Source organism: Pseudomonas sp. BT76 TE3572, assembly GCF_050435365.1.
Classification (GTDB): domain Bacteria; phylum Pseudomonadota; class Gammaproteobacteria; order Pseudomonadales; family Pseudomonadaceae; genus Aquipseudomonas; species Aquipseudomonas fluorescens_W.
On sequence record NZ_JBNDKE010000001.1, the window covers coordinates 2,292,177 to 2,319,111 of the forward strand.

25 protein-coding genes are annotated in these 26,935 nt (G+C 59.6%); 16 read left to right on the forward strand and 9 right to left on the reverse strand.

Annotated elements, in window-relative coordinates:
• Positions 1-236: 236 nt before the first annotated feature.
• Entirely contained in the window at positions 237-671 is a 435-nt protein-coding gene (locus tag ABH912_RS10540) for a DoxX family protein (RefSeq protein ID WP_033057209.1), read from the reverse strand.
• A gap of 103 nt (positions 672-774) precedes the next feature.
• On the reverse strand, positions 775-2,196 hold the full coding sequence (locus tag ABH912_RS10545; protein WP_429510595.1) for a transglycosylase SLT domain-containing protein: 1,422 nt from the start codon (positions 2,194-2,196) through the stop codon (positions 775-777).
• A 235-nt stretch (positions 2,197-2,431) separates the two neighbouring features.
• Here ABH912_RS10545 and ABH912_RS10550 point away from each other — a divergent pair, with 235 nt between their 5' ends.
• Positions 2,432-3,238, forward strand: a complete 807-nt coding sequence (locus ABH912_RS10550; protein ID WP_033057211.1) for a TatD family hydrolase — start codon at positions 2,432-2,434, stop codon at positions 3,236-3,238.
• 57 nt (positions 3,239-3,295) lie between these two features.
• On the opposite strand, the gene ABH912_RS10555 is transcribed toward ABH912_RS10550, so the two are convergent.
• A complete protein-coding gene (locus tag ABH912_RS10555; protein WP_033057213.1) occupies positions 3,296-4,525 on the reverse strand; it encodes an acyl-CoA dehydrogenase in 1,230 nt (409 codons plus the stop codon).
• A 165-nt stretch (positions 4,526-4,690) separates the two neighbouring features.
• Here ABH912_RS10555 and ABH912_RS10560 point away from each other — a divergent pair, with 165 nt between their 5' ends.
• From ABH912_RS10560 to ABH912_RS10570, 3 genes are all read left to right on the forward strand, one after another.
• On the forward strand, positions 4,691-5,620 hold the full coding sequence (locus tag ABH912_RS10560; RefSeq protein ID WP_008148497.1) for a LysR family transcriptional regulator: 930 nt from the start codon (positions 4,691-4,693) through the stop codon (positions 5,618-5,620).
• A gap of 94 nt (positions 5,621-5,714) precedes the next feature.
• The gene (locus ABH912_RS10565; protein WP_033057215.1) at positions 5,715-6,116 is read left to right on the forward strand and encodes a MerR family transcriptional regulator; all 402 of its coding nucleotides are present in this window, start codon (positions 5,715-5,717) and stop codon (positions 6,114-6,116) included.
• Positions 6,117-6,263: 147 nt separating this feature from the next.
• On the forward strand, positions 6,264-7,163 hold the full coding sequence (locus ABH912_RS10570; RefSeq protein WP_429510596.1) for a hydroxymethylglutaryl-CoA lyase: 900 nt from the start codon (positions 6,264-6,266) through the stop codon (positions 7,161-7,163).
• Between the two features lie 618 nt (positions 7,164-7,781).
• Here the strand turns inward: ABH912_RS10570 and ABH912_RS10575 are convergent.
• On the reverse strand, positions 7,782-9,479 hold the full coding sequence (locus ABH912_RS10575) for an AMP-binding protein (protein WP_429510597.1): 1,698 nt from the start codon (positions 9,477-9,479) through the stop codon (positions 7,782-7,784).
• A 205-nt stretch (positions 9,480-9,684) separates the two neighbouring features.
• On the opposite strand from ABH912_RS10575, the gene ABH912_RS10580 reads away from it, so the two are divergent.
• From ABH912_RS10580 to ABH912_RS10595, 4 genes are read left to right on the forward strand one after another with little or no spacing between them, the layout of a single operon-like run.
• Complete coding sequence (locus tag ABH912_RS10580; RefSeq protein ID WP_429510598.1) at positions 9,685-10,848, forward strand: isovaleryl-CoA dehydrogenase; 1,164 nt, start codon at positions 9,685-9,687, stop codon at positions 10,846-10,848.
• A gap of 12 nt (positions 10,849-10,860) precedes the next feature.
• Positions 10,861-12,468 carry a carboxyl transferase domain-containing protein gene (locus ABH912_RS10585; RefSeq protein ID WP_429510599.1) on the forward strand — a complete coding sequence of 536 codons (1,608 nt, stop codon included), beginning with the start codon at positions 10,861-10,863 and terminating at the stop codon, positions 12,466-12,468.
• A gap of 13 nt (positions 12,469-12,481) precedes the next feature.
• Entirely contained in the window at positions 12,482-13,297 is an 816-nt protein-coding gene (locus ABH912_RS10590; RefSeq protein WP_033057223.1) for a gamma-carboxygeranoyl-CoA hydratase, read from the forward strand.
• Positions 13,297-15,252, forward strand: coding sequence for an acetyl/propionyl/methylcrotonyl-CoA carboxylase subunit alpha (locus tag ABH912_RS10595; protein WP_429510600.1), 1,956 nt, complete (start codon positions 13,297-13,299; stop codon positions 15,250-15,252). The genes ABH912_RS10590 and ABH912_RS10595 overlap by 1 nt, the downstream gene beginning before the upstream one ends.
• A 39-nt stretch (positions 15,253-15,291) precedes the next feature.
• Here the strand turns inward: ABH912_RS10595 and ABH912_RS10600 are convergent, their stop codons facing one another.
• Complete coding sequence (locus ABH912_RS10600) at positions 15,292-15,942, reverse strand: LexA family protein (protein WP_429510601.1); 651 nt, start codon at positions 15,940-15,942, stop codon at positions 15,292-15,294.
• A 129-nt stretch (positions 15,943-16,071) separates the two neighbouring features.
• Here ABH912_RS10600 and ABH912_RS10605 point away from each other — a divergent pair, with 129 nt between their 5' ends.
• The gene (locus ABH912_RS10605; RefSeq protein WP_033057228.1) at positions 16,072-16,413 is read left to right on the forward strand and encodes a DUF6124 family protein; all 342 of its coding nucleotides are present in this window, start codon (positions 16,072-16,074) and stop codon (positions 16,411-16,413) included.
• Positions 16,414-16,895: 482 nt separating this feature from the next.
• A complete protein-coding gene (locus tag ABH912_RS10610; RefSeq protein ID WP_429510602.1) occupies positions 16,896-18,047 on the forward strand; it encodes a M14 family metallopeptidase in 1,152 nt (383 codons plus the stop codon).
• A 39-nt stretch (positions 18,048-18,086) separates the two neighbouring features.
• On the opposite strand, the gene ABH912_RS10615 is transcribed toward ABH912_RS10610, so the two are convergent.
• Entirely contained in the window at positions 18,087-18,533 is a 447-nt protein-coding gene (locus ABH912_RS10615) for a winged helix-turn-helix transcriptional regulator (protein ID WP_429510603.1), read from the reverse strand.
• 96 nt (positions 18,534-18,629) lie between these two features.
• On the opposite strand from ABH912_RS10615, the gene ABH912_RS10620 reads away from it, so the two are divergent.
• Complete coding sequence (locus tag ABH912_RS10620) at positions 18,630-19,847, forward strand: MFS transporter (protein WP_429510604.1); 1,218 nt, start codon at positions 18,630-18,632, stop codon at positions 19,845-19,847.
• Positions 19,848-19,964: 117 nt separating this feature from the next.
• Here the strand turns inward: ABH912_RS10620 and ABH912_RS10625 are convergent, their stop codons facing one another.
• Together ABH912_RS10625 and ABH912_RS10630 are read right to left on the reverse strand one after the other, a co-directional pair.
• Positions 19,965-20,510: a cytochrome b gene (locus tag ABH912_RS10625; protein ID WP_046047551.1), complete on the reverse strand. Its 546-nt coding sequence runs from the start codon at positions 20,508-20,510 to the stop codon at positions 19,965-19,967.
• Positions 20,507-21,595: a catalase family peroxidase gene (locus tag ABH912_RS10630; protein WP_429510605.1), complete on the reverse strand. Its 1,089-nt coding sequence runs from the start codon at positions 21,593-21,595 to the stop codon at positions 20,507-20,509. Before ABH912_RS10630 ends, ABH912_RS10625 begins: the two co-directional genes overlap by 4 nt.
• 158 nt (positions 21,596-21,753) lie before the next feature.
• Here ABH912_RS10630 and ABH912_RS10635 point away from each other — a divergent pair, with 158 nt between their 5' ends.
• Both ABH912_RS10635 and ABH912_RS10640 read left to right on the forward strand, forming a co-directional pair.
• On the forward strand, positions 21,754-22,260 hold the full coding sequence (locus ABH912_RS10635) for an RNA polymerase sigma factor (RefSeq protein WP_033057236.1): 507 nt from the start codon (positions 21,754-21,756) through the stop codon (positions 22,258-22,260).
• Positions 22,257-23,009, forward strand: a complete 753-nt coding sequence (locus tag ABH912_RS10640) for an anti-sigma factor family protein (RefSeq protein ID WP_033057238.1) — start codon at positions 22,257-22,259, stop codon at positions 23,007-23,009. Before ABH912_RS10635 ends, ABH912_RS10640 begins: the two co-directional genes overlap by 4 nt.
• A 151-nt stretch (positions 23,010-23,160) precedes the next feature.
• Here ABH912_RS10640 and ABH912_RS10645 read toward each other — a convergent pair whose 3' ends face one another.
• The gene (locus tag ABH912_RS10645; protein ID WP_429510606.1) at positions 23,161-23,997 is read right to left on the reverse strand and encodes an IclR family transcriptional regulator; all 837 of its coding nucleotides are present in this window, start codon (positions 23,995-23,997) and stop codon (positions 23,161-23,163) included.
• A 244-nt stretch (positions 23,998-24,241) separates the two neighbouring features.
• On the opposite strand from ABH912_RS10645, the gene ABH912_RS10650 reads away from it, so the two are divergent.
• Genes ABH912_RS10650 through ABH912_RS10660 form a run of 3 tightly spaced genes read left to right on the forward strand, consistent with a single transcriptional unit; the run spans position 24,242 to position 26,928 of the window.
• Positions 24,242-25,261: an ABC transporter ATP-binding protein gene (locus ABH912_RS10650; protein ID WP_429510607.1), complete on the forward strand. Its 1,020-nt coding sequence runs from the start codon at positions 24,242-24,244 to the stop codon at positions 25,259-25,261.
• Entirely contained in the window at positions 25,258-26,127 is an 870-nt protein-coding gene (locus ABH912_RS10655; protein ID WP_033057241.1) for an ABC transporter permease, read from the forward strand. Before ABH912_RS10650 ends, ABH912_RS10655 begins: the two co-directional genes overlap by 4 nt.
• A gap of 6 nt (positions 26,128-26,133) precedes the next feature.
• Positions 26,134-26,928 carry an ABC transporter permease gene (locus ABH912_RS10660; RefSeq protein ID WP_429510608.1) on the forward strand — a complete coding sequence of 265 codons (795 nt, stop codon included), beginning with the start codon at positions 26,134-26,136 and terminating at the stop codon, positions 26,926-26,928.
• The last annotated feature ends 7 nt before the right edge of the window (positions 26,929-26,935 follow it).

Sequence of the window (26,935 nt, forward strand, 5' to 3'; positions counted from 1 at the left end):
TCTGCCTCAAAAGTCTGCATGGCAGGTGAGAGGCAACACCGAACCAGCGCTTTAGCGGTATTTCGAAGCCTGTTTCAAGCTTCTATCGGCAACTGAATGAGTCACCTGGCGCCCCGCAAGTAGCTGTTTAAATCGGCGCATGGACAGCATCCTAGAGAAGCCGACCGGACAGTGTCAAGAATGACGAGAACAAAAAAGGCCCGCGCAATGCGAGCCTTTTTATTGAGCCAGAGCGGTCAGCCGGCGATAGCGCGGTCAGCCGAGAGCTTGCCGGCGCCTTCGATCAGCACCGCGATGCTGCCACCGAGCAGGGCCAGGGCGAATTCATAACCGTTGTTGGCCATGAACAACCCGTTAGGCAGGTGCACCGAGAAGATTGCCACCAGCGAGAGGAAGGCCAGGCCCAGCGCTGCCGGGCGAACCAGCAGGCCAATGATCAAGGCCAGACCGGCGAAGAACTCGGTACCGCCCGCCAGCGTCGCCATCAGATAGCCCGGTGCCAGGCCGATGCTTTCCATGTACTGCGCGGTGCCCGCCAGGCCGTAACCACCGAACGCCCCGAAAAGTTTCTGCGAGCCGTGGGCAGCGAAGATGATGCCGACGAAAATCCGCAAGACAGTCAGGCCGTAGCCAGCGCGGGTAAACAGTACCTTGTTGATCAGTGTGCTCATGCTGTGTCATCCGTTGTCAGTGTGTGTTGGTTGGCCGCTATATTAATCAGTAAAGCTCATGTTAAAAGCGCAATTAATCCGCCATAACAATCAGTTTATTCGATTATTTCCGTGAGGCAACTTTCTGCCCCTGGGGCTCCAACGACTCCCGCTCCCGATCGAACGCCAGGTAATACTTGTTCACGCTATTAACATAGCTGACGGCGCCCATTCCCACCTGCTCCATGGCGATGCGTTCGACCTGGAAAAACCACTGATTGGGATTCAAACCGCGCCGACGAGCTTCGGCACGCATGCCCTGAACCCGCTCCGGCCCTATGTTGTAGGCCGCCAGCACGAACGCCATGCGCTCGCGCTCGTTGAGTTTGGGGCTGGCAAAGAACTTGCGGCGAATCATCGCCAGGTACTTCGCCCCGGCCTGCACATTGGCGTCGAGATTCTGAATGTTGTCGACCCCCACTCGCTGGGCGGCGGACGGGGTGATCTGCATCAAACCGGTAGGGCCGCTGCCACTGCGGGCATTGGGTTGCAGGGCCGATTCCTTGAACGCCAGGGCCGCCAGATTCAACCAGTCCATGCCTTGGGCTTCAGCGTGTTTCTGCAGCACCGGGCGAAGTTTCTCGAGGCGCTGGCGATCAGCCTTCGCCAATGGATAGTGCACTTGGTACAGGCGTCGATAGATCCGCAGGAACGCGGCATCCTGATCCGATGGTTGCTTGTAACCGGTCAGGAAGCGATCAATGCTCGCGCGCAACATTGAGGCGTCGCGGCGCACGAACCAGAATTCTTCGCCCGGTTCACTGATGAGCACCTGCCGATCGAAACGCAACTTTGGCAGAATCTTGCCCCAGCGCTCGGCAATGGGTTGTTCGACGATCGTCAGGTGAAAGATTCCGCCCTGGACCATTTCCAGCACATCCTCGACCGCCAGACTGGGATCGACCCACTCGATGGTCACCGGCGGCAGTTTCAGCAGCGCGAGCTTTTGATTGATCTGACTGACCGCGTCCCCGGCCGCACTGCCGGTGGGCAACGCCAGGGTTTTGCCGGAGAGTTGTTCGAGACGGGTATAACGTCGCTCGCCTTTGATCCCGACCAATATCAACGGGATGTTGCTGGCAATCGGTTCACTGGTGCTGACTGCGTGACCCGGTTGCAGGTCCAGCAGTTCGCCCGGCGCGACCAGATCACCCTCGCCACGCTGCAAAGCGCCGATCAGTTGATCCTTGGCCTTGGGAATGATCTTCAGGGTAATTTCCTGACCGTCACGGGCGTGACCGTTGAGGTACTGCTCGAAGGCACGCAAGCGATGGTATTCGACACCGATGGCCTGGCCCTGAACTTCGCCGGAGCTGTTGCGGCTCTGGTTGACCAACACCCGCAGTACACGACTGCTGCGGATTTCCGCCAGGTCGCGCGCTTTGGTCGAAGGCACGGCTTGCAGCGGCCCGGCCAGACGTGCAACCGCCGGCATCGGCAGCAGCAACGAACAACACAGCAGTAGCAAAACCGAGGGACGTGTCATCCACTCTCCAGAAAGAATACTGGGCCGATCTCAAGAATTTTCATGAAATCGAACGACAGAAACAGAGCGCCTTGAGCGCTGGCAAAGTGCGGAAGACTGGCACAGTGATGGCACCTAAGCCACCCTGACCTGTCTCGCGGCATCAAAAGACAGCTTTAACTCGTTGTAGTTCTTGGCTTTTCTTATAAATCTACAGCTCTGATATGCTTTCCGGCCTTTGGTCCGAGGTAGCACCATGCAACTCATCGATATCGGCGTCAACCTGACCAACCCCAGTTTTGCCGACAAACACCAGGCTGTACTCGACCGCGCCTACGCTGCCGGGGTCTGCCAATTGGTGCTCACCGGCACCAGTGTCGAGGGCAGCGAGCAGGCGCTGGAACTGTGCCGGCAACTGGACGAAACGGCTCAACGGCTGTTCGCCACCGCCGGCCTTCATCCCCACAGCGCCAGCGACTGGAACGCCGACAGCGCCCAGCGTCTGCGCAGTTTGCTCAAGGAGCCGAACGTCGTGGCGGTGGGTGAATGCGGGCTGGATTTCAATCGTGATTTCTCACCGCGCCCGCAGCAGGAAAAAGTCCTGGAAAAGCACTTGGAGTTGGCGGTCGAGCTGCAATTGCCGGTGTTCCTCCACGAGCGCGATGCCAGCCAGCGCTTGCTGGAAATCCTTCGTGATTACCGTGATCAATTGCCGGCCGCCGTGGTGCATTGCTTCACGGGCGAAAAGAAGGCGCTGTTCAGTTACCTCGATCTGGATTTGCACATCGGCATCACCGGCTGGATTTGTGACGAGCGCCGGGGCACGCACCTGCATCCACTGGTGAAAGAGATCAAGCAGGGACGGTTAATGCTGGAGAGCGATGCGCCGTATCTGTTGCCGCGCAGTCTGCGACCCAAGCCGAAGAATGGTCGCAACGAACCGGCGTATCTGACCGAAGTGTTGCGGGAAGTGGCGTTGCATCGCGGGGAGAGCGAGGAAGATCTGGCGGCCCACAGCACGGCGTGCGCGCGAGCGTTCTACGGGTTGCCGTCTGTTGATTAATGCAGCCTCAACGCTATCGCGGGCCTGGGTCAGGCCCGCGATACAAGCGTCGCGGTCTTAGTGACTGCTGCGCATCATCTCTTTAGGCACGTACTTGCCGATCTCGAACTTGCCGATCGCTGCGCGGTGCACTTCGTCCGGGCCGTCGGCCAGGCGCAAGGTGCGTTGCATCGCATACATGTAGGCCAGCGGGAAATCGTTGGAAACCCCTGCCCCGCCATGGATCTGGATCGCCCGGTCGATCACCCGTAAGGCCACGTTCGGTGCGACAACCTTGATCTGAGCGATTTCGCTCTTCGCAATCTTGTTGCCAACGGTGTCCATCATGTACGCCGCTTTCAATGTCAGCAGACGCGCCATGTCGATTTCCATCCGCGAGTCGGCGATCTTGTCGATGTTGCCGCCCAGACGTGCCAAAGGTTTACCGAACGCAGTACGGGTTACCGCCCGTTTGCACATCAGTTCCAATGCACGTTCGGCCATGCCGATTGAACGCATGCAGTGGTGAATCCGACCCGGGCCAAGGCGACCCTGAGCGATTTCAAAACCGCGTCCTTCGCCCAACAGGACGTTTTCGTACGGTACGCGGACGTTTTCGAACAGCACTTCGGCGTGGCCGTGTGGTGCGTCGTCGTAACCGAACACTGGCAGCGGACGAACGATCTTCACGCCAGGGGCATCCACCGGTACCAGAATCATCGAGTGCTGCGCATGACGCGGCGCGTCAGGATCGCTCAGGCCCATGAAGATCAGGATCTTGCAACGTGGATCGCAAGCGCCTGAGGTCCACCATTTTTTGCCGTTAATCACCCACTCATCGCCATCACGCACGGCGCGGGCGGCCATGTTGGTGGCGTCGGAAGAGGCCACGTCCGGTTCGGTCATGGCGAACGCCGAGCGGATTTCGCCGCGCAGCAGCGGTTCGAGCCAGCGTTGTTTCTGTTCTTCATTGGCGTAGCGCACCAGCACTTCCATGTTGCCGGTGTCTGGCGCAGAGCAGTTGAACGGCTCAGGGCCCAGCAGCGAACGGCCCATGATTTCGGCCAATGGCGCGTATTCGAGGTTGGTCAGGCCGGCGCCGAGTTCGGACTCAGGCAGAAACAAATTCCACAAACCTTCAGCCTTGGCCTTGAGTTTGAGCTCCTCCATGATTGCGGTCGGCTGCCAGCGATCGCCCTCGGCGACCTGGCGCTCAAACACCGCTTCAGCGGGATAAACGTAGGTGTCCATGAACGCGGTCACGCGCTCACGCAGTTCTTGCACCTTGGGCGAATAAGCGAAATCCATGGGCAGCTCTACCTTTTAACGGAGGGTTTTGATGAGTTGTTCAGGTCATGCAATCGATGCTAGAACAGCTACGAAAATTTACCTAGCCTATTCTCGGCGTGTATTAACATTCATCACCGATATATGATCGGCTGATCGAGAGCCCAACAATAAGAGTGCAGCGCAATGAATCTGAGCAAGGTCGACCTCAACCTTTTCATCGTCTTCGACGCGATCTACACCGAAGCCAACCTGACCCGCGCCGGGCAGATTGTCGGCATTACTCAACCGGCGGTCTCGAACGCGCTGGCCCGTCTGCGCGAGACCTTCAATGACCCGTTGTTCGTGCGCACCGCTCAGGGCATGGTCCCGACGCCCATGGCGCAGAACATAATCGGGCCGGTGCGTAACGCCCTCTCGCTGCTGCGGGTGTCGGTGCAGGAAAGCCGTATTTTCAACCCATTGCAGGCGGTCAAGACTTACCGCATCAGCATGACGGACCTCACCGAAGCGGTGATCCTGCCGCCACTGTTCCAGCGCCTGCGGCGCCTGGCGCCGACGGTGATCATTGAAAGCTTTCTGTCCAAGCGCCGGGAAACCACCAAGGAGCTGGCGGCCGGGCGTCTTGATTTCGCGGTCGATGCGCCGCTCAACACTGACCCGCAAGTGCGCCACGTCAAGTTGATGGAAGACCGTTATGTGTGCGCCATGCGCAAGGGCCATCCGCTGGCGGGTAAAGAGAAATTCACCCTCGATGATTACCTGTCGCTGACCCACATCCACATCTCCAGCCGCCGTAGCGGTCTGGGCCATGTCGACCTGGCTCTGGGCAAGATGGGCATCCAGCGCAAGATCGCCTTGCGATCCCAGCATTACTTGATGGCATCCCAAGTGTTGCAGCAGACCGACATGGTGATGACCGTGCCGGAACGCTTTGCCCGTCGCCATGACCTGTACTCGGTGAACCTGCCGGTCAACGATGTGCCGCCGGTGGAAACCCACCTCTACTGGCACGAAAGCACCGACCAGGACCCGGCCAACCGCTGGATGCGCGAGCAGATGATCGAGTTGTGCCAGCAGGTGACGGCACATGAGAAGAAGCTCGATAAGGTGTAGGAAACACCTGATAGTCGAAGGATCAGGGCGCGATGCTTGACGTAAACGTCAACCTGCCATTAGCTTAGCGCCATGACCTTTTTCGAGCGCTACCATGAGCAGCCAGACCTATAGCATTTCCGACCTCGCCCGCGAGCTCGACATCACCACCCGGGCCATTCGCTTTTATGAAGAGCAAGGCCTGCTCAGCCCTGAGCGACGCGGCCAGGAACGCATCTACTCGCCCCGTGACAAGGTCAGCCTGAAGCTGATCTTGCGGGGCAAGCGCATTGGTTTCTCCCTGGCCGAATGCCGCGAGTTGATCGAACTCTACGATCCCACCGGCGGCAATCAGAAACAGCTGCAAACCATGCTGACCAAAATCGCCGAACGTCGTGAACAGCTCGAGCAGCAAATGCTCGACATCGAGCAGATGAAACTCGAGCTGGACACCGCGCAGGAACGTTGCACCCAGGCGCTGGAGCAGACCATCCAGAACCAGAAGGTCGCCCAGTAAATCAACACAATCCCCTGTAGGAGTGAGCCTGCTCGCGATAGCGGACTGTCAGGCAGCATCAATGTTGAATGCAAGTCCGCCATCGCGAGCAGGCTCACTCCTACAGGGGTATTTGAACATTCAGACAATCAGCACAGGTCCATTGCCATGTCCCTACCCACTCACGTACGCCTGGTCGAAGTCGGCCCGCGCGACGGTCTGCAAAACGAAGCCCAACCCATCAGTGTTGCGGACAAGGTGCAACTGGTCGACGCGCTGACCGCCGCCGGCCTTGGCTATATAGAAGTCGGCAGTTTTGTGTCGCCCAAATGGGTTCCGCAAATGGCCGGTTCCGCCGACGTCTTCGCGCAGATCCAGCGCAAACCGGGCGTGACCTATGGTGCGCTTGCACCGAATATGCGCGGGTTTGAAGACGCCATCGCGGCCGGGGTCAAGGAAGTCGCGGTGTTCGCCGCCGCGTCGGAATCGTTTTCCCAGCGCAACATCAATTGCTCGATCAGCGAAAGCCTGGAGCGTTTCGTGCCGATCATGGACGCCGCCAGGCAACACGGTGTCAGCGTGCGCGGTTACGTGTCTTGTGTGCTGGGCTGCCCTTACGAAGGTAACGTCTCACCGGAACAAGTCGCTCGAGTCGCCCGAGAACTCTACGCGATGGGCTGCTATGAAGTCTCCCTGGGCGACACCATCGGCACCGGCACCGCTGGCGCGACCCGCAAGATGTTCGAGGTGGTGTCGGCCGACGTGCCACGTGAAAAACTGGCCGGGCACTTCCACGACACTTATGGCCAGGCCATGGCCAACATCTACGCCAGCCTGCTGGAAGGCATCTCGGTGTTCGACAGTTCCATCGCCGGCCTCGGTGGCTGCCCGTACGCCAAGGGCGCCAGCGGTAACGTCGCTACCGAAGACGTGGTTTACCTGCTCAATGGCCTGGGTATCGAGACCGGTATCGACCTGGACGCCTTGATTCTGGCCGGTCAGCAGATTTGCACAGTGCTGGGGCGACCGACCGGTTCGCGCGTGGCCAAGGCTCGTAGCGCTCAGTGAGTGCGCGGATGTGTCCGGGTGTTACCGCTGCGTCTGAAACGTGGGGCGCAAGCGAGTAACACGGAAACAAATTGTCGGGTTTTGACTGAACGAAAAACCCGACAAAAACTTAATACGTTGATTTTAAAGACATTTTAAAAGTTGGCACGCCTTCTGCTATCTCTACTGCATAACAAGAACAAAAAAAGCGGCAAACCTAATAAAAATAAGACGTAACGACTCTGACATAACAAAAACAACACGGCAGAGACGCAGCTAACAGATTTTTTTGGAGAGGATGTGCTTTTCAGGGTGCTTTTCGGAGTAACCCGCAACCGGGCAGAGAACAATAAAACTACCTTCAGGTAGCTCCCGAACTGGTTGGATCGCTTAGCGAAAAAGTAGATCAGCGCTCAAAAAAATACGTTTGCTCTTGATCCCGGATGGGGATCGACAAAAACAGCGGTAAAGGGCCACGGTTTCCAAAAACAACAACAGACCGCCCCTCAATAATAAAAAAAGAGCACGCGCAACGAAAAAATTAAAGGGGAGCTTCGGCTCCCCTTTGTGCTTTCTGGCGTTTGTAATTTGCAGCGCCACCCCATGTGGAAGCGATCTCGCTCCCACATGGGATTTTCGTCAAATGTTATTGGCCTTCAACTCCTCGATACTGATCTCGCGCATCCGGAACTTCTGGATCTTCCCCGTCACCGTCATCGGAAACTCATCAACGAACTTAAAGTAACGCGGTGTCTTGAAGTGCGCGATGCGTTCCTTGCACCACGTTTGCAGCTCCTGCTCGGTAGCGCTGTGGCCCGGATGGAACTTGATCCACGCGACAATCTCTTCGCCATACCGCGAGCACGGAATCCCGATCACTTGCACATCCGCCACCGCCGGATGGGTAAAGAAGAACTCTTCCAGCTCCCGCGGGTAAATATTCTCACCGCCGCGGATGATCATGTCTTTGTTACGCCCGGCAATGCATACGTAGCCTTCGTCGTTCATGCTCGCCAGATCACCGGTGTGCATCCAGCCGGCCTGATCGATGGCCTCGGCGGTGCCTTGCGGGTTGTTCCAATAACCGAGCATCACGCTGTAGCCGCGGGTGCACAGTTCGCCGATAGTGCCGCGTGGCACCAGGTTGCCCGCCTCGTCGATGATTTTGCTTTCCAGTTGTGGCTGGGTGCGGCCGACGGTGGTGACGCGCAACTCCAGTTCGTCTGACGGACCGGTCTGCAACGACACTGGACTTGTTTCCGTCATGCCGTAGGCAATCTGCACTTCGCTCATGTGCATTTCACTGATGACCCGACGCATCACTTCGATCGGGCAGGTCGCCCCGGCCATGATCCCGGTGCGCAGGCTCGACAGATCGAATTCAGCGCGTTTGGGCTGATCGAGCATGGCGATGAACATGGTTGGCACGCCGTAGAGCGCGGTGGCCTTTTCTTCGGCGACGGTGGTCAGGGTCTGCAGCGGATCAAACGCATCGTTGGGGTAAATCATGGTGCTGCCATGGGTCATGCAGCCGAGGTTGCCCATGACCATGCCGAAACAGTGATACAGCGGCACCGGGATGACCAGACGATCACTCGCGGTCAGGCCGAGGCTTTCGCCGACCATGTAACCGTTGTTCAGAATGTTGTAGTGACTGAGGGTCGCGCCCTTGGGGAAACCAGTGGTGCCGGAGGTGTACTGGATGTTCACCGCCTGATCGAAATGCAGGCTGTGTTGACGTTCGCTCAGTTGCTCGGCCGACACGCTTCCCGCAAGCTCGGTCAATTGCGACCACGGCAGGAAACCCGAGGGCGGCTGAGTATCAAGGCTGATGACACCGCGCAGTTCCGGCAGTCGTTCGCTCTGCAACTTTCCGATGGAGTGCTCAGCCAGCTCGGGAACGAGGCCTTGCAGCATTCCGTGATAGTCGGAGGTTTTGAAGGCTCCGGCGCAGACCAGCCATTGGCAACCGGATTGCTTCAACACGTATTCGAGTTCGGAGCTGCGGTAGGCCGGGTTGATATTGACCAGAATCACGCCAATTTTCGCGCTGGCGAACTGGCTGATACACCACTGGGCGCAGTTCGGCGCCCAAATGCCGAGACGGTCACCGGCCTGCAAACCCAGCGCCAACAGCGCTTTGGCATGCAGGTCTACGGCTTCGGCCAGTTGCTGCCAGGTGTAACGCAACTGTTGATGACGAACGACCAGCGCCTCCCCGGTCGGATACTTCGCGACGGTCTGATCGAACTTCTCGCCGATGGTCATCGCCAGCAAGGCTTTGTCCTGGGAACCACGGGTATAACTGTGCTGCGGGCTTGCACTGGGTTGATCCATGACGACCCCTATTGTCTTTATTAGTGGGTGTTACGGCGGCCCCCCTGTGGGTTGGCTCACCTACTATGAACTGGCTCTACTCTCGCTCAAGTTGACGTTAACGTAAAGGGTGATTGACAGCCATTCGTCCCAGGCTTACGTTAACGTAAAGGTGAGAACCAAATCACGGCCCTCCCTACCCTACAAAAAAGCCAAAAGGTGACCCATGAGCTACCCATCCCTGAACTTTGCCCTCGGTGAAACCATCGACATGCTGCGCGATCAGGTTCAGTCCTTCGTCGCCAAAGAGATCGCTCCACGCGCCGCTCAGATCGACATCGACAACCTGTTCCCTGCCGACCTGTGGCGTAAATTTGGCGACATGGGCCTGCTGGGCATTACCGTGCCGGAAGAGTACGGCGGTGCCGGCCTTGGTTACCTGGCCCACGTAGTGGCGATGGAAGAAATCAGCCGTGGCTCGGCCTCGGTTGCCCTGTCCTACGGCGCGCACTCCAACCTCTGCGTCAACCAGATCAACCGCAACGGCAATCACGAACAGAAAACCAAATACCTGCCGAAGCTGATCAGCGGCGAACACATCGGCGCCCTGGCCATGAGCGAACCGAATGCCGGTTCCGACGTGGTGTCGATGAAACTGCGCGCCGACAAACGCGGCGATCACTACGTCCTCAACGGCAGCAAGACCTGGATCACCAACGGCCCTGACGCCAACACCTATGTGATCTACGCCAAGACCGACCTGGAAAAAGGTCCCCACGGCATCACCGCGTTCATCGTAGAGCGTGATTCCAAAGGCTTCAGCCGCAGCAACAAATTCGACAAGCTCGGCATGCGCGGTTCCAACACCTGCGAGCTGTTCTTCGACGACGTCGAAGTGCCGGAAGAAAACATTCTCGGCGTGCTCAACGATGGCGTGAAAGTGCTGATGAGCGGTCTCGATTACGAGCGCGTTGTCCTGTCCGGCGGCCCGACCGGGATCATGCAGGCCTGCATGGACCTGATCGTGCCGTACATCCACGACCGCAAGCAGTTCGGCCAAAGCATCGGCGAGTTCCAGCTGATCCAGGGCAAGGTCGCCGACATGTACACCCAACTCAACGCCAGCCGCGCCTACCTCTATGCGGTAGCGCAAGCCTGCGAACGCGGCGAAACCACCCGCAAGGATGCCGCCGGGGTGATCCTTTACAGCGCCGAACGCGCCACACAAATGGCCCTCGACGCGATCCAGATTCTCGGTGGCAATGGCTACATCAACGAATTCCCGGCCGGTCGTCTGTTGCGTGACGCCAAGCTGTACGAAATCGGTGCCGGCACCAGTGAGATCCGTCGCATGCTGATCGGTCGCGAACTGTTCAACGAAACCCGCTAAACGGAGCTGTCCATGGCTATCCTGCATACCCAGCTCAACCCCCGTTCGGCGGAGTTCGCGGCCAACAGCGCGGCGATGCTCAAACAGGTCGACGCCCTGCACACCCTGCTCGCTAAAGTGCAGCAAGGTGGCGGCCCGAAGGCGCAAGAGCGCCACACCTCGCGGGGCAAACTGCTGCCTCGTGAACGGATCAATCGCCTGCTCGATCCGGGCTCGCCGTTTCTCGAGATCAGCCAATTGGCAGCCTACGAGGTGTATGGCGAAGACGTTCCAGCCGCTGGCGTGATTGCCGGGATCGGCCGTGTGGAAGGCGTCGAATGCATGATCGTCGCCAACGATGCCACCGTAAAAGGTGGCTCGTATTACCCGCTGACCGTGAAAAAACACCTGCGCGCCCAAACCATCGCCCAGCAGAATCGCTTGCCGTGCATCTACCTGGTGGACTCGGGCGGCGCCAACCTGCCACGTCAGGATGAAGTGTTCCCGGACCGTGAGCACTTCGGACGGATCTTCTTCAACCAGGCCAACATGAGCGCCATGGGCATCCCGCAAATCGCGGTGGTCATGGGTTCCTGCACCGCCGGTGGCGCGTACGTGCCGGCCATGGCCGACGAAGCAATCATGGTGCGTGAACAAGCGACGATTTTCCTCGCTGGGCCACCGCTGGTAAAAGCTGCGACCGGTGAAGTGGTCAGCGCCGAAGACCTCGGCGGGGCCGATGTGCATTGCAAGATTTCCGGGGTAGCCGACCATTACGCCGAGAGCGACGAACACGCCTTGGCCATTGCGCGACGCAGCATTGCCAACCTCAACTGGCGCAAACTCGGTGAACTGCAACAGCGCACGCCCATCGCCCCGCTCTACGCCAGCGACGAGTTGTACGGCGTGGTGTCGGCGGACGCCAAGCAGCCGTTCGACGTGCGCGAAGTCATCTCGCGGCTGGTCGACGGGTCGGTGTTCGACGAATTCAAAGCGCTGTTCGGGACGACCCTGGTGTGCGGCTTTGCCCACCTGCACGGTTACCCGATCGCGATCCTCGCCAACAACGGCATTCTGTTCGCCGAAGCCGCGCAGAAAGGCGCGCACTTTATCGAACTGGCCTGCCAGCGCGGCATTCCGCTGCTGTTCCTGCAAAACATCACCGGTTTCATGGTCGGCCAGAAGTACGAGGCCGGCGGCATCGCCAAGCACGGCGCCAAACTGGTGACCGCCGTGGCGTGCGCCAAGGTGCCGAAATTTACCGTGATCATCGGCGGCAGTTTCGGTGCCGGTAACTACGGCATGTGTGGGCGGGCTTACGATCCACGTTTCCTGTGGATGTGGCCGAACGCACGCATCGGCGTGATGGGCGCCGAGCAGGCGGCGGGTGTTTTGGTGCAGGTGAAACGCGAACAGGCCGAACGCAGTGGCCATGGTTTCAGCGCTGAGCAGGAAGCCGAGATCAAGCAACCGATCCTCGACCAGTACGAAGAACAGGGTCATCCCTACTACTCCAGCGCCCGGTTGTGGGACGACGGTGTCATCGACCCGGCGCAAACCCGCGATGTATTGGCCCTGGCCTTGTCGGCATCGCTGAATGCGCCTGTCGAACAGAGCCGCTTCGGCGTGTTCCGGATGTGATCGGGAGAAAATCATGAGCGACTTCAACACCCTTGAACTGCTGAGCGACCCGCGTGGCTTTGCCACCCTGTGGCTCAGCCGTGAAGAAAAGAACAACGCGTTCAACGCCGAAATGATCCGCGAACTGATCCTCGCGCTGGACAAAGTGTCGAGCGACACCAGCCTGCGGTTTCTGCTGGTGCGCGGACGCGGCAAGCATTTCAGTGCCGGCGCGGATCTGGCCTGGATGCAGCAATCGGCCGAACTCGATTACCACACCAACCTCGACGACGCCCGGGAACTGGCGGAGTTGATGTACAACCTCGCCAAGCTGAAGGTCCCGACGCTGGCGGTGGTGCAAGGCGCTGCATTCGGTGGTGCGCTGGGCCTGATCAGTTGCTGCGACATGGCAATTGGCGCCGATGACGCGCAGTTCTGCCTGTCGGAAGTGCGCATCGGCCTGGCCCCGGCGGTGATCAGTCCGTTCGTGGTGCAAGCCATCGGCGAACGCGCAGCACGTCGCTACGCGCTGACCGCCGAGCGTTTCGGCGGACAACGGGCACGGGAAATCGGTTTGTTGTCGGAGAGCTATCCGATCGCTGAGCTGGAACAGAAAGTCGAACAGTGGATCGACAACCTGTTGCTCAACAGCCCGGCCGCCATGCGCGCCAGCAAGGACTTGCTGCGCGAAGTCGGCCACGGCGCGCTGACCCCGGCGCTACGCCGCTACACCGAAAACGCCATCGCCCGCATCCGCGTCAGCCCCGAAGGTCAGGAAGGCTTGCGGGCCTTTCTGCAAAAACGTCCGCCGAGCTGGCAAGCCGAAACCACCACCAAGGAGCCGCGTTGATGAGCGCACCTGTTCTCACCACCCTGCTGGTGGCCAACCGCGGCGAAATCGCTTGCCGGGTGATGCGCACCGCCAAAGCCCTGGGCCTGACCACTGTGGCCGTTCATAGCGCCACTGACCGTGAAGCCCGACACAGCCGCGAAGCGGATATCCGCGTCGACCTCGGTGGCAGCAAAGCCGCCGACAGCTACCTGCAAATCGACAAACTGATAGCCGCCGCCAAGGCCAGCGGCGCTCAGGCGATTCATCCGGGTTATGGCTTCCTTTCCGAGAACGCCGGGTTCGCCCGTGCTATCGAAGAAGCTGGCCTGATTTTCCTCGGCCCGCCCGCCTCGGCCATCGATGCGATGGGCAGCAAATCTGCGGCCAAAGCCTTGATGGAGACGGCCGGCGTGCCGCTGGTGCCCGGTTATCACGGCGAAGCTCAGGACCTCGACACCTTCCGCGACGCCTGCGAACGCATTGGTTATCCGGTGCTGCTCAAGGCCACCGCGGGCGGTGGCGGCAAGGGTATGAAAGTGGTCGAGGATGTCAGCCAGTTGGCCGAAGCTTTGGCCTCAGCCCAACGTGAAGCGAAATCCTCGTTCGGCGACTCGCGGATGCTGGTGGAGAAGTACCTGCTCAAACCGCGCCACGTGGAAATCCAGGTTTTCGCCGACCAGCACGGCAACTGCCTGTACCTCAACGAACGTGATTGCTCGATCCAGCGTCGACACCAAAAAGTCGTTGAAGAAGCACCTGCTCCAGGCTTGAGCCCGGAACTGCGTCGCGCCATGGGCGAAGCCGCCGTGCGTTCGGCGCAAGCCATCGGTTATGTCGGCGCCGGCACCGTGGAGTTTCTTTTGGATTCGCGCGGGGAGTTCTTCTTTATGGAGATGAACACCCGTCTACAAGTCGAACACCCGGTCACCGAAGCCATCACCGGCCTCGACCTGGTGGCCTGGCAGATTCGTGTGGCCCGCGGCGAAGCGCTGCCGATGACTCAAGATCAGGTTCCGCTGATCGGCCATGCCATCGAAGTGCGGTTGTATGCCGAAGACCCGGGCAATGATTTCCTGCCGGCGACCGGTCGACTGGAGCTGTATCGCGAATCCGCGCAAGGTCCGGGACGACGGGTGGACAGTGGCGTAGAAGAAGGCGACGAGATCTCGCCGTTCTACGACCCGATGCTCGGCAAACTGATTGCCTGGGGCGAGGATCGTGAACAGGCGCGACTGCGGCTGCTGAGCATGCTCGATGAGTTTGCCATTGGCGGTCTCAAGACCAACATCAACTTCCTGCGCCGGATCGTCGGCCATCCGGCGTTTGCTGCGGCCGAACTGGATACCGGGTTCATTCCGCGTTATCAGGAAGAACTGCTGCCAGTCGCCTCGGACCTCAGTGACGATTTCTGGCAAGCCGCCGCTCAGGCGTTTGCCCAAAGTCAGCCGAGTTCTCCACGAGCCGATGACCCGGTTTCACCTTGGGCCAACAGCAATGGTTTCCGTGCCGGACTGCCGACAGAAATCACCCTGCATTTGAGTTGTGAAGGCCAGGATCGTGCACTGACGTTGGGCGACACTGATGCCCACACCGCTCAACTCAAGGGTGAGCAACTGCTGACCGAGCACAATGGCCTGCGCCGCCAGCATCGGGCAATCCGCCATGGCGACGTTGTGTATCTGCAATGGGAAGGTGAATTGCGCCGCATCGAGTCCTACGACCCGATCAGTGCCGTCGAAGCCAGTCATAGCCATCACGGCGGGCTGACCGCCCCCATGAATGGCAGCATCGTGCGGGTATTGGTGGAAGCCGGGCAAACGGTCGAAGCCGGAGCGCAATTGGTGGTGCTGGAGGCGATGAAGATGGAGCACAGCATTCGTGCGCCACACGCCGGGGTGATCAAGGCGCTGTATTGCCAGGAAGGCGAGATGGTCAGTGAAGGCAGTGCGTTGGTCGAGTTTGAAGAAGCATGAAATGAAGATCGGTCCTACGCCTTGCGGGGACCGATCTGATTAGAACCTGGCTGTCGCCTGAACCACCACGCCGATAATTCGGCACTCTTTGGTGTAAAGGGCTTTCGGATAGGTCGGATTGAGCGGGACCAGGTAACGCTGCCCGCCCTCTTCTATCAGTTTGCGAAAAGTCGCCTCGGCGCTGTCCGGCCACTGGGCGATCACCAGCTTTCCGGGCTCCGGCACAATGGCCGGGTCCACCAGGATCATCATGCCCTCGGCGATGCTGATTCCCGTGGGCGCGGTCATCGCATCGCCCACCACACTCAGCCAGAAGGCCGGGCCCTGGGCGTGGTAGTCGGTCAGCTCGAAGCGTTCCTCCTTGCGATACACCGTCAGCTCACCATCGCGCAGCTGCGCCGGCTCCTTCCAGTCACTGACCGGGTAGCGGAAGTACGGGTTGTACTTTAGCGCCAGAGGCAACTCCTCCTCTTCCAGGATGAGTGGTTCGCGGATCACCAGCGCCACTTCGAGAAAGTCCATGCCCAGCGCCTTCAACACACGGTTCATGTTGACGACGCCGGGGTCGCGGCGTTTGTTTAGCCAGTGGCCGACGCCGCCCTGGGACATCCCGAGGCGATCTGCGAGTTCGTCTTGAGTGACTTTGAGTTCACTCATCTTGGCCTTGACCAATTCAATCCATTTATCCATGTGCGGCACGATACGTGGGCGCCTCCGGCCGTCAAAACACAAATTGTAGTATTTAATCTCTCGTCATAAATACAGTACGTACTAGGATGGGTTCACGGATCTGAATCTATCACGGAGTTTGCCATCGCCATGTCCATCCCCTGCAACGACCTGCCTGACATGCAAATCGACACGTCCCTCACCTCGCCAAAAGGCTCTGCCGCCGCGCAACGAGCGCTGGACTATTACTTGAAACCAGCTGTTTCAGAGGAAGCGGTCGAAGAACGTTTCTTTGACGTAAACCGCAACATCAGTGGCGAAGAGGCGCTGGTCCATGCCACGGATTTGCTACGTTGTGCCGCCGCCATCGCGTACGAGTCAGCCAGCAATTTGCAGGGCGCAAGTCGGGACCTGGCGTTTTCGGCGGTGCACATGATCGACATGGCCAGGGCGATGGTGGATCGATCCCTGGAGGGCGATCAGAACGGGTGACACACGGGTGCTTGCGAGGAGGACGGGAAAGATTTTTCCAATCGCGCAGATAAAAGCATTTGACTTGCAAACGAGAATGATTATTATTGCATGCAACTGATCGCGAGATCAGTCGATTGTCCAAGTAACCTTAGGTCGGTCTCCTGGACTATCTCCTCATCAGGCTAATCACGGTTTTTGACCCGGCTTTTTGCCGGGTCTTTTTTTTGCCAGTTAATCTGGCTTTACCTTCAGGCTAATGAAGTCTTTAGTGCTGCAAATTCGAATGGCGCGGATGATATCAAAAGAATATTCGTTAGCAAGAGAAGCCCGGCATCATTGGCCCAAACTAATAAAAAATAGCGCTTGAGAATCAATCACACAGTCTCTAAGCTGCGTCGGCGTCAAGGAGGACGCCCCCCGCTTCAGCCCAGAATTTCCCCCTGTTTTTCCCTTCCCAGCGTGTAAAGTAGCAGCCATAAAATCATATTCAGGAATCGACTATGACCGTGGCTAAATCCTCTTTCGACATCAGTGCCGACTTCGACAGTGGCAACATTGAAGTGCTGGACATCAGCAATCCGTTGCAAGCCCTGCTGGCCATCAAGCCAGACACCCGCAGCCAGCACTTTCAGTGGTTCCACTTCAAGGCCAGCGGTCTGCACGTCGGTCAGGAACACTGGTTTCGTCTGAACAATGCCAGCAAGTCCTCCTACAACAAAGCCTGGGATGGTTATCAGGCGGTGGCGTCCTACGACCACGTCAACTGGTTCCGGGTGCCGACCATTTTCGAAGGTGACTGCCTGCGCTTCAGCCTTGAAGCCACCGCCACCCATGCCTGGTTTGCTTACTTCGAACCCTACAGCCGCGGTCGCCATGACTGGTTGATCGAGCAAGCGCTGACCAAGGCCGGCACCGAACTGCTGGCCACCGGCAAAAGTGTCGAAGGTCGGGACATCCAGCTGCTGCGTAAAGGCACGGGCGCCGAAGGTCAGCGCAAGGTCTGGATCATCGCCCAGCAACACCCCGGCGAACACATGGCCGAGTGGTTCATGGAAGGCGTGATCGAACGTCTCGAAAAACACGACGATCCGGTATTGAACAAACTACTGGCCAGTGCCGATCTGTACCTGGTTCCGAACATGAATCCGGACGGCGCTTTCCACGGTCACCTGCGCACCAACGCCATGGGCCAGGACCTGAACCGCGCCTGGCAGAGCGCCAGCCAGGAAGTCAGCCCGGAAGTGCTGTTCGCTCAGCAGCAGATGGAAAAATACGGCGTGGACCTGTTCCTCGACGTCCATGGCGATGAAGAAATCCCCTACGTGTTCACCGCCGGTTGCGAAGGTAACCCGGGGTACACGCCACGGATCGAAAAACTCGAAGAGCATTTCCGCAGTCATCTGAAGCACCTGACCAAGGACTTCCAGACCAAGCACGGCTACACCCGCGACGAACCGGGCAAAGCCAACATGACCCTGGCGTGCAATGCCGTCGGCGAGAAATTCGACTGCCTGTCGCTGACCCTCGAAATGCCCTTCAAGGACAACAATGATGCGCCGAATGCGCTGACTGGCTGGTCTGGCAAGCGCTCGAAGCAGTTGGCCAAGGATGTGCTGACCACCGTGGCTGACATGATCAATACCTTGCGTTGATCACGTTCGATGGCTGCATGCACGGCATGCAGCCATGCTTCACTCGGCGGCGATCCGCACGCAATCCTCAGGTCCCAGCAAGCGCCCATCCTCGGCGCGTAATTCCAGCGTCTGCACCGGTCGGCCGTTCTCTCGGTCAACAACCCGCGAGTGCGCCTCCCCTGCCTCATAGAAAAACGCTTCGCCCCATTGGCGCAGTCCGATGATCAACGGGAACAGGCCTTTGCCTTTCTCGGTCAGCACATATTCCTGATACGCACTGCCGTCCGATGCCGGCACCAGGTCGAAAATGCCGTGGGCCACCAGGGTGCGCAGCCGCACAGACAAAATATTCTTGGCCATGCCCAAACTGCGCTGAAACTCCCCGAACCGGCGCATGCCGTCAAATGCATCGCGCACGATCAGCAACGACCACCAATCACCAATGGCATCCAGGGAACGGGCAACCGGGCATTCGGCGTTTTCCATGCTTGTACGTTTAGCCATGAGCGCGCTCACATCCATCAAATGTAGTTGCAATATAAAACCAGCTTCCTTACCGTACAACTGGTTTCAATTTGAAACCACATAAGGAAGCCCGTCATGAAACCTGATCATCCATTGAGCGGCGCCGTGGTGCTGCTGTTTGCCATCGCCTGTGGCTTGGCCGTCGGCAATGTTTACTACGCACAGCCGCTGCTCGATGCCATGGCCGAGGCCTTCGCCATGGACCCCGCCGCCATCGGCATCGTCGTCACGCTGACTCAAGTCGGTTACGGCGCAGGCCTGGTGTTGCTGGTGCCGCTGGGTGACCTGTTCAATCGCCGACGCCTGATCGTTACGCAAACGGTGCTTTCGTCGCTGGCCTTGCTCGCGATTGCACTGGCGCCTAATAACATCTGGCTACTGATCGGCATGACATTGACCGGTTTTTTGGCTGTCGTAACCCAAGTGCTGGTGGCCTACGCCGCGACATTGGCCATCCCGGAACAGCGAGGGCGTGTGGTCGGAGTGGTCACCAGCGGCATCGTCGTCGGCATTCTGCTCGCCCGGACAGTGGCTGGCGGCATGGCTGACCTCGCCGGTTGGCGTTCGATTTATCTGTTGTCCGCAGGTTTGACGCTGGTGATGGCGTTGCTGCTGTTTCGTGTGTTGCCCAAACATGAAGATGTGCAACCCGCCAGTTCCTACAGCGCCTTGCTGGGCTCGGTGTTCACGCTGTTCAAGGAAGAACCGGTGCTGCGCCAGCGGGCGGTGCTCGCGCTACTGACCTTCGCCAGCGCCATGGTGTTGTGGACGCCCATGGTGCTGCCGCTGAGCGCCCCGCCGCTGTCGTTGTCCCACACACAAATCGGATTATTCGGACTGGCAGGTGCCGCCGGTGCACTGGCCGCCGCTCGCGCCGGGCATCTGGCTGATCGTGGCCTGGGACAATGGACCAGCGGTTTGTCACTCTTGTTGATGCTGGTTTCCTGGCTGCCGATTGCCTTCACCCAGTCCTCATTGTGGGCCTTGCTGCTTGGCGTGATTACCTTGGATCTGGGTCTGCAGGCCGTGCACGTCACCAGCCAGAGCATGATCTACAGCGTGCGCCCCGAAGCCCAAAGCCGACTTACCGCCGGCTACATGCTGTTCTATTCAATTGGCAGCGCCTTGGGGTCAATCGGTTCGACGGCAATGTACGCGTGGGCCGGGTGGCTCGGCGTATGCCTGCTGGGAGCAGGCATCAATGCTGTGGCGTTGATTTATTGGTGGCTGACACTCGCCCCCCAGACACTTGAATCCTGTGGCGAGGGAGCTTGCTCCCGCTCGCCTGCGTAGCAGGCGCAAAACCTGTATCTGCGTGGTTTCCGACACTACTGTGTTGCAATTGATGGGGCTGCTTCGCAGCCCAGCGGGAGCAAGCTCCCTCGCCACAATGTTGTGCCAACCTTTAGATCAGCCGCGATCCTTGCCCCGCAACATGCTGTCCAGCACCTCATCGCGGCGCACCCAGCCGTGAAACAACGCCGCCGCCAAATGCAGCAGCACCGTCAGGAACAGCAAGTACGCCAGGTACCCGTGAGCCTTGCGCAGGAACGCAAACACTTGCGCATTCGCCGGGACAATCGACGGCAACTGCAAGGAGCTGCTGAGCATCACCGGATCCCCCGCCGCCGAAATCATTGCCCAACCCAGCAACGGCAGAATCAGCATCAATGCGTACAGCAAGACATGCGAAGCCTTGGCTGCCAGTGCTTGCCAACCCGGCAGATCTGCCGGCAGCGGTGGCTGTTGCGTGGAAAAGCGCACGGCCAGGCGCACGATCACCAGCAACAGAATCGCGACGCCCAAAGGTTTGTGCAGATGAATCAGCCACTCATGACGCTCGGACACTGAAGCGGCCATGCCCGCGCCGATAAACAGCATGGCAATGATCATCAGCGCCATCAGCCAGTGCAGCAATCGCGCTAAAGGCGCGAAATGGTTCGGTTGAGCGCTCATTGATGAGACTCCTGTTTATTAGCGGCGGGCAACTGGCTGACTTCACTGGTACGACGCAAGTAGGAAGTGGCGTACCCCGCCGAACGAGCGGCGAGCAATGGGTCGTCGGAACCTTCTATGCCGGCGGGCAGTACCAGCGGGTCGTAGTTGATATCACGGCATTCGCCATTGAGTTGCGGCTGGGTGCTTTCGAGCACCAGGGTGCCGGCGTTCAACACTTTGCGACCCTCGGGCCAGGACTTGCTGGCGTCGTTGACTGGATCACCGGGATTGGCCAGTGTGATGTTCAGCTGCCAACGCAGCGGCCCTGCGGAAATCCGCTGAACCAGGTCCTTTTCCAGGAAATCTCCACCCTCAGGCGCCGTAGCACCTGCGGCATCCTGAGCGACGGGCACCATGCTCCAGCGCACCGCTTGCCGTTGCCCGGCCGCGTTCACCAGGTAAAACGCATTGACGCTGTTGTAGGTTTCCGTCACGTAACTGGCCGACGGCTTGGCGGTTTTGATCCAGGCCAGGAACGGTCCAGCTTCCGGGTGCGAGCCGAAGAACGCCGGCACCGCAGCCGGGTTCGGCTTGCCGGTGGCCGGGTCCGGTGACTGGGCTTGTTGCAATTGGTAGAACGCTTCGGGCGTACCCACCGGGAACACCGGCATGCTGTTCATCCCGGTGCGCCATTGCTGGCCGTTGGCCTGGGTGAATCGCAACGCCAGGCTACGGATCGGCACGCTGTTGTCCGGCGCATAAGGATTACCGGCCGGCAATGCGAAACGCCCGACCACCGGGGTCCGCGCTACATTGAACACTTGAGCGCTGGAATAGCTGCGCGCCTCACCGCTGCTCTCGAAATGCCCGATCACGCACACGCCTTTGGAGTGGTTACGCCGGAAACCCGGGTGCACGCCGTTGTTGGTCTCCAGCACATTGATCAGTTTTTTCGGCGTCAGGCGCTGTGGGTCGAAGGTGCCGTTAACGTAGGCAAAAGCCCCGGCCAGGACGGCAACCACCACAGCGATACCGGCCAGACGTAATGTCAGGCTCGCCGCACTCAAGGGTGGCCGGGTGGGCGGTGATGAGCGATCTACCATGAAAGACTCCAGGGCCATCGGCCACAAGTGAGAAGGATCAAGCAGACGAACCCCATGGCGGTTTATTCCATCGCGCGGTGTTTATTTTTTCGGGCGTGGAATAACCTCGCATGCCGGGCGTCTTCCTAGTCCACAGCGTAGTGACTAGCCAGAATTTCATGAACGATATCGACGAACAGCTGCGAGAAATCATTCCCCGATTGCGCCGGTTTGCCCTGTCGTTGACGCGCAATCCCAGCAGCGCCGACGACCTGGTGCAATCTTGCCTTGAGCGCGCGCTGTCGAGTTGGGGCGACAAACGCCCCGAGGGCGACTTGCGCGCCTGGTTGTTTTCGATTCTGTATCGGCAGTTTCTCGATGCTCACCGGCGCTCCCGGCGTTATGCGCGGATGCTCGAATTCTTTACCGGGCGAGACGATTCACAGCCGTCGGTGGAACGCACCGTGATCGCCCAATCGACCCTGAAAGCCTTCGATCAACTCACCACTGAACAGCGCGCCCTGCTGCTCTGGGTCTCGGTCGAAGGCTTGAGTTACAAAGAGGTCGCCGAGATTCTCGACGTCCCTACCGGCACCGTAATGTCCCGCCTGTCCCGTGCCCGCCAGGCCTTGCGCCAGTTGAGCGACGGCGAAATCACCCGCCCTTCTCTGCGGAGACTCAAATGATCAGCCTGCCCCCAAGCGAGCGTGACCTGCACGCTTATGTCGACCAGCAACTCAGCGAGGCCGACCGACGTCTGGTGGAGACTTTTCTGGCCAGCAACGCTGAGGTGGCTGCCCAAGTGCGCGCCTGGCAGCAGGACGCCCAGCAATTGCGCGCGGCATTGAGCGGCGCCCTGCAGCAACCGGCCAACCCGAACCTCGACCCGGCGCTGATTCGTCAACGCCTCAAACGACAATCCCGCCGTCACCTGGCCAGCGCCGCGGTGTTGCTGATCGCGGTCAGCGTCGGCGGGCTCGGCGGTTGGCAAGCCCGGGAGATGATGCTCATCAGTGCCATGCCGCCGATGACCGATGCCCTGCAGGCCTATCGCCTGATTGCCCAGCAAGGCATCCTGCCGGCTGATTACAAAGTCAGCGACGACGGCGACATGCAGGGTTGGCTCGACCGCTATTTCACTCAAGCCAATCGCTTGCCTGACCTCTCGGGCGCCGGTTTCAAACCGGTCAGCGGGCGCTTGCTGAGCACCGAGCAAGGGCCGGCGGCGATGGTGGTCTACGAGGATCAAAGCGGCCATAAAGTCAGCTTCTACGTCCGTCCACCGGGTCCGAAAAACTACCTGTTGCCGAGGGGCAGTCGCAGCGATGGCGAGTTGCAGGCCGAGTACTGGTCAGGGGGCGGATACAACTACGCGATGGTCAGCCCGAGTGATACGCCGGCGGCGCAGATGCTCAAGCAAACCTCCCAGTTCTGATCACACCACTAATCCCCTGTAGGAGTGAGCCTGCTCGCGATGAGGCCGGTACATCCAATATTGATGTCGACTGACCCACCGCTATCGTCGGAACGCCGCCCGGAGCCGGCTCACTCCTACAAAGGGGCTCTGCGATTACTTGTCGATGTGTTCAGCCCTGCCCGAACACTTGCGAAGGCCTGCGCAGCAACGGGTCGAACGGGTTGATCCGCGGCCCGATCAGTGCCGCTTCGCGCTTGAGCAATTCCACCACCGTCGGCAAGCGATCCGGCCCCAGCCGATCACTCACGGTCGCCACACTCAGTGCCGCGACTGCCCGCCCTTCACGATCCAGAATCGGCACCGCCACCCCGGCCATGCCCTGCAACACGCCCGTGTTGCGCCCGGCATAACCGAGCTTGCGCACGTTCTCGACTTCCGAGCGCAGGAACACTTCGTCGTACAGGTGGAAATCCTTGAGCCGCGGCAAGTTGTAGTGAATCACCGTGTCGCGCTCTTCTTCCGGCAAAAACGCCAGAATCGCCAGGCTGCCCTGCCCCACGCCCAGCGCCACCCGCCCGCCGATGTCACCGGTAAAGGTGCGGATCGGAAACGGCCCTTCGCTGCGATCCAGGCAGATCGCATCAAACCCACTGCGCGCCAGCAAGAACAACGAATCCCCCAACGACGCTGACAGCCGCAGCAGCGCCGGACGCACCAGTTCGCGCAGGTTTCCGGTGTTCCCGGCGCGGGCCGCCAGAGCAAAGAACTCCAGACTCAAGCGATAGCGTTTGCTGCGCGCATCCTGCTCGACCATGCCCTCATCCATCAGGCTGCGCAGCAATCGGTGCGTGGTCGGTTGCGACAGGCCAATGCGCTGGGCCAGTTGCGTCACGCGTTCCCCGCCCTCGACGGTGTCACCCAGACTGCGCAGCACGGCAAACAGTCTGGAGACCGCGCCAACACCGACATCACTTTTACTTTCATTCCGCTCAATGGAATCTGTCATGGGTTTTCCCGAGTATTAATTTACTCACCGAATGAAACTGAAAATAGTCATCGCTTCAGTGAAATAGGCCATTGAGCCCATCCTATTCTTCGTCCTACTCTGCGTCCAGACAGGGGCGATTCGAACAACAGCGGCAGCCGACAGAAGTCGAGCGCCAACGCACCCAGAAACATTTTTTCGTATCTGCCCATACAAAAAAGCGCGCCTTCGGGCGACGCATAACAATCTCAGGTGGAGCGCAGTTATGGCTTTTGTGCAACTTGAAGGACTCGGCAAACGTTACGGTGAAATCGACGCCGTCGTTGCCACCAACCTCTCGGTCGAGAAAGGCGAGTTTGTCTCGCTGCTCGGCCCTTCCGGATGCGGTAAAACCACCACCCTGCAAATGATCGCCGGCTTCGTCGAAGTCACGAGCGGTCGCATTGTGCTGGACGGTCGCGACATCACCCACGCCAAACCCGCCAGCCGTGGTCTGGGCGTGGTGTTCCAGAGCTACGCGCTGTTCCCGCACATGACCGTGAAAGACAACGTCGCCTTCGGCCTGCGCATGCGCAAAGTGCCCGGTGCCGAGTTGCAGCAGCGAGTGGAGCGGGTGCTGAAACTGGTACGCCTCAACCAGCATGCAGAGCGTTACCCCCGAGAACTCTCCGGCGGTCAGCGTCAACGCGTTGCATTGGCTCGGGCCCTGGTGATCGAACCGCCGGTGCTGCTGCTCGATGAGCCGCTGTCCAACCTCGACGCCAACCTGCGCGAAGAGATGCAATTCGAGATCCGCCGCATTCAGCGCGAAGTCGGAATCACCACACTGATGGTCACCCATGACCAGTCCGAAGCGCTGTCCATCAGCGACCGCGTGGTGGTGATGCAGGCCGGGCGCATCACCCAAATCGACGCGCCCTACACCCTCTACGAACACCCACGCACCGAGTTCATTTCCGGTTTCGTCGGCAAAGCCAATCTGCTGCCGGGTGAGCGTGATGGCGCGGGAGTGGTCCAGGTTCGCAGTGGCGGCGAACTGACCCTGAGTCTGCGTCCGGAAAAAATCGATCTGCGGGACAAAGGTCAGGGTCGCTTGCAAGGCAACATCGTCAGCCGCTTCTTTCTAGGCAGCCAATGGCTGTACGGCGTATCGACCACTCTGGGCGAACTCAGCGTAGTACGCCGCAACGACGGTTCGGCACCGCTGACTGAAGGCACGGCGGTCGGCCTCGATTGGGACGCGGCGCTGTTGCGGGTACTGAGTGTCGACGAGGTGCCGGCATGAGTACGCTTGTCGCCATTCGTCAGGGACGCCAGGGTTACTGGCTGTCGGCACCGGCCCTGGCCTTATACCTCAGCCTGCTGGTTATCCCGCTGCTGCTGACCTTGGTGCTGTCGTTCAACGTCTTCGACTACAGCTCGGGGATCAACGGCGACGCCTTCACCCTCGATCATTACAGCAGCCTGTTGGGTGACTCGTACTTCTACGAAATCTTTTTGCGCACGATGTGGATCAGCGCCCTGACCACCCTGCTCTGCGTGGTGATCGGCGTACCCGAGGCCTACATCCTCAGCCGCATGGGCACGCCGTGGCGCTCGATTTTCCTGATTCTGATCCTCACCCCGCTGCTGATTTCGGTGGTGGTGCGCGCCTTCGGCTGGAGCCTGTTGCTCGGCGCCGACGGCCTGGTCAACCAGACCCTGCAAGCCTTCGGCGGCTCGCCGATGAAACTGCTCTACACGCCGTTCGCGGTGGTGATTGCGCTGGTCCACGTGATGCTGCCGTTCATGATCATTCCGGTCTGGACCTCGTTGCAAAAACTCGACCCGGCCGCCGAGCAGGCCGCGATGTCCCTCGGTGCCAGCCACTTCACCGTGATGCGCCAAGTGGTGTTGCCGCAAATCATGCCCGGCGTGCTCTCGGGCACCTTGATCGTGTTTGGCCTTGCCGCCAGCTCCTTCGCGATCCCCGGCCTGCTCGGCGGACGCCGGATAAAAATGGTCGCCACGCTGATCTACGACCAATACCTGTCGGAGCTCAACTGGCCGATGGGCGCGGCCATCGCCGTGGCCCTGCTGTTGCTCAACCTGCTGATCATGCTGTCGTGGAACCGGATGATCGAAGGCCGCTACAAGAAGTCATTGGGATAACTCGTCATGTCCAAGAACGGTCCTTTCGCCCTGCTGTTCCATACCCTGGTGGTGCTGTTCATGCTGGCGCCGCTGGTAGTGGTCTGCCTCGTGGCCTTCACCCCGGAAAACACCCTGAGCCTGCCAACCACCGAGTTTTCCCTGCGCTGGTTCCGCGCGGTGTTCGAGCGTGCTGACTTTGTCGATTCGTTCTACAACAGCCTGATCCTGGCCTTTTGCGCGGCCAGTCTGGCGACGTTGATTGCGGTGCCGGCGGCGCTGGCGATCACGCGCTTCGAGTTCCCCGGCCGGGATTTTCTCAACGGTCTGTTCCTGTCGCCGATCATCATTCCGCACTTGGTGCTGGGGGTGGCGTTACTGCGCTTGTTTGCGTTGATGGGCGTCAACGGCAGCTTCGCCTGGCTGATCTTCGCCCATGTGCTGGTGATCACGCCCTATGTGCTGCGGCTGGTGCTGGCGTCGGCCATCGGCCTGGATCGCAGCGCCGAACACGCCGCGCAATCCCTCGGTGCCGGGCGCTTCACACTGTTCAGGGAAATCACCTTGCCGATGATTCTGCCGGGGGTGGCCGGTGGCTGGCTGCTGGCGTTCATCAACAGTTTCGATGAGGTCACGCTGTCGATTTTCGTCACCTCGCCGGCCACGCAAACCTTGCCGGTGCGGATGTACGTTTACGCCACCGAATCCATCGATCCGATGATGGCGGCGGTGTCGGCACTGGTGATTGGGCTGACCGCGCTGACGATGATTTTGCTCGACCGGGTCTACGGCCTCGATCGGGTTCTGGTGGGCAAACAATGAGGGCGCC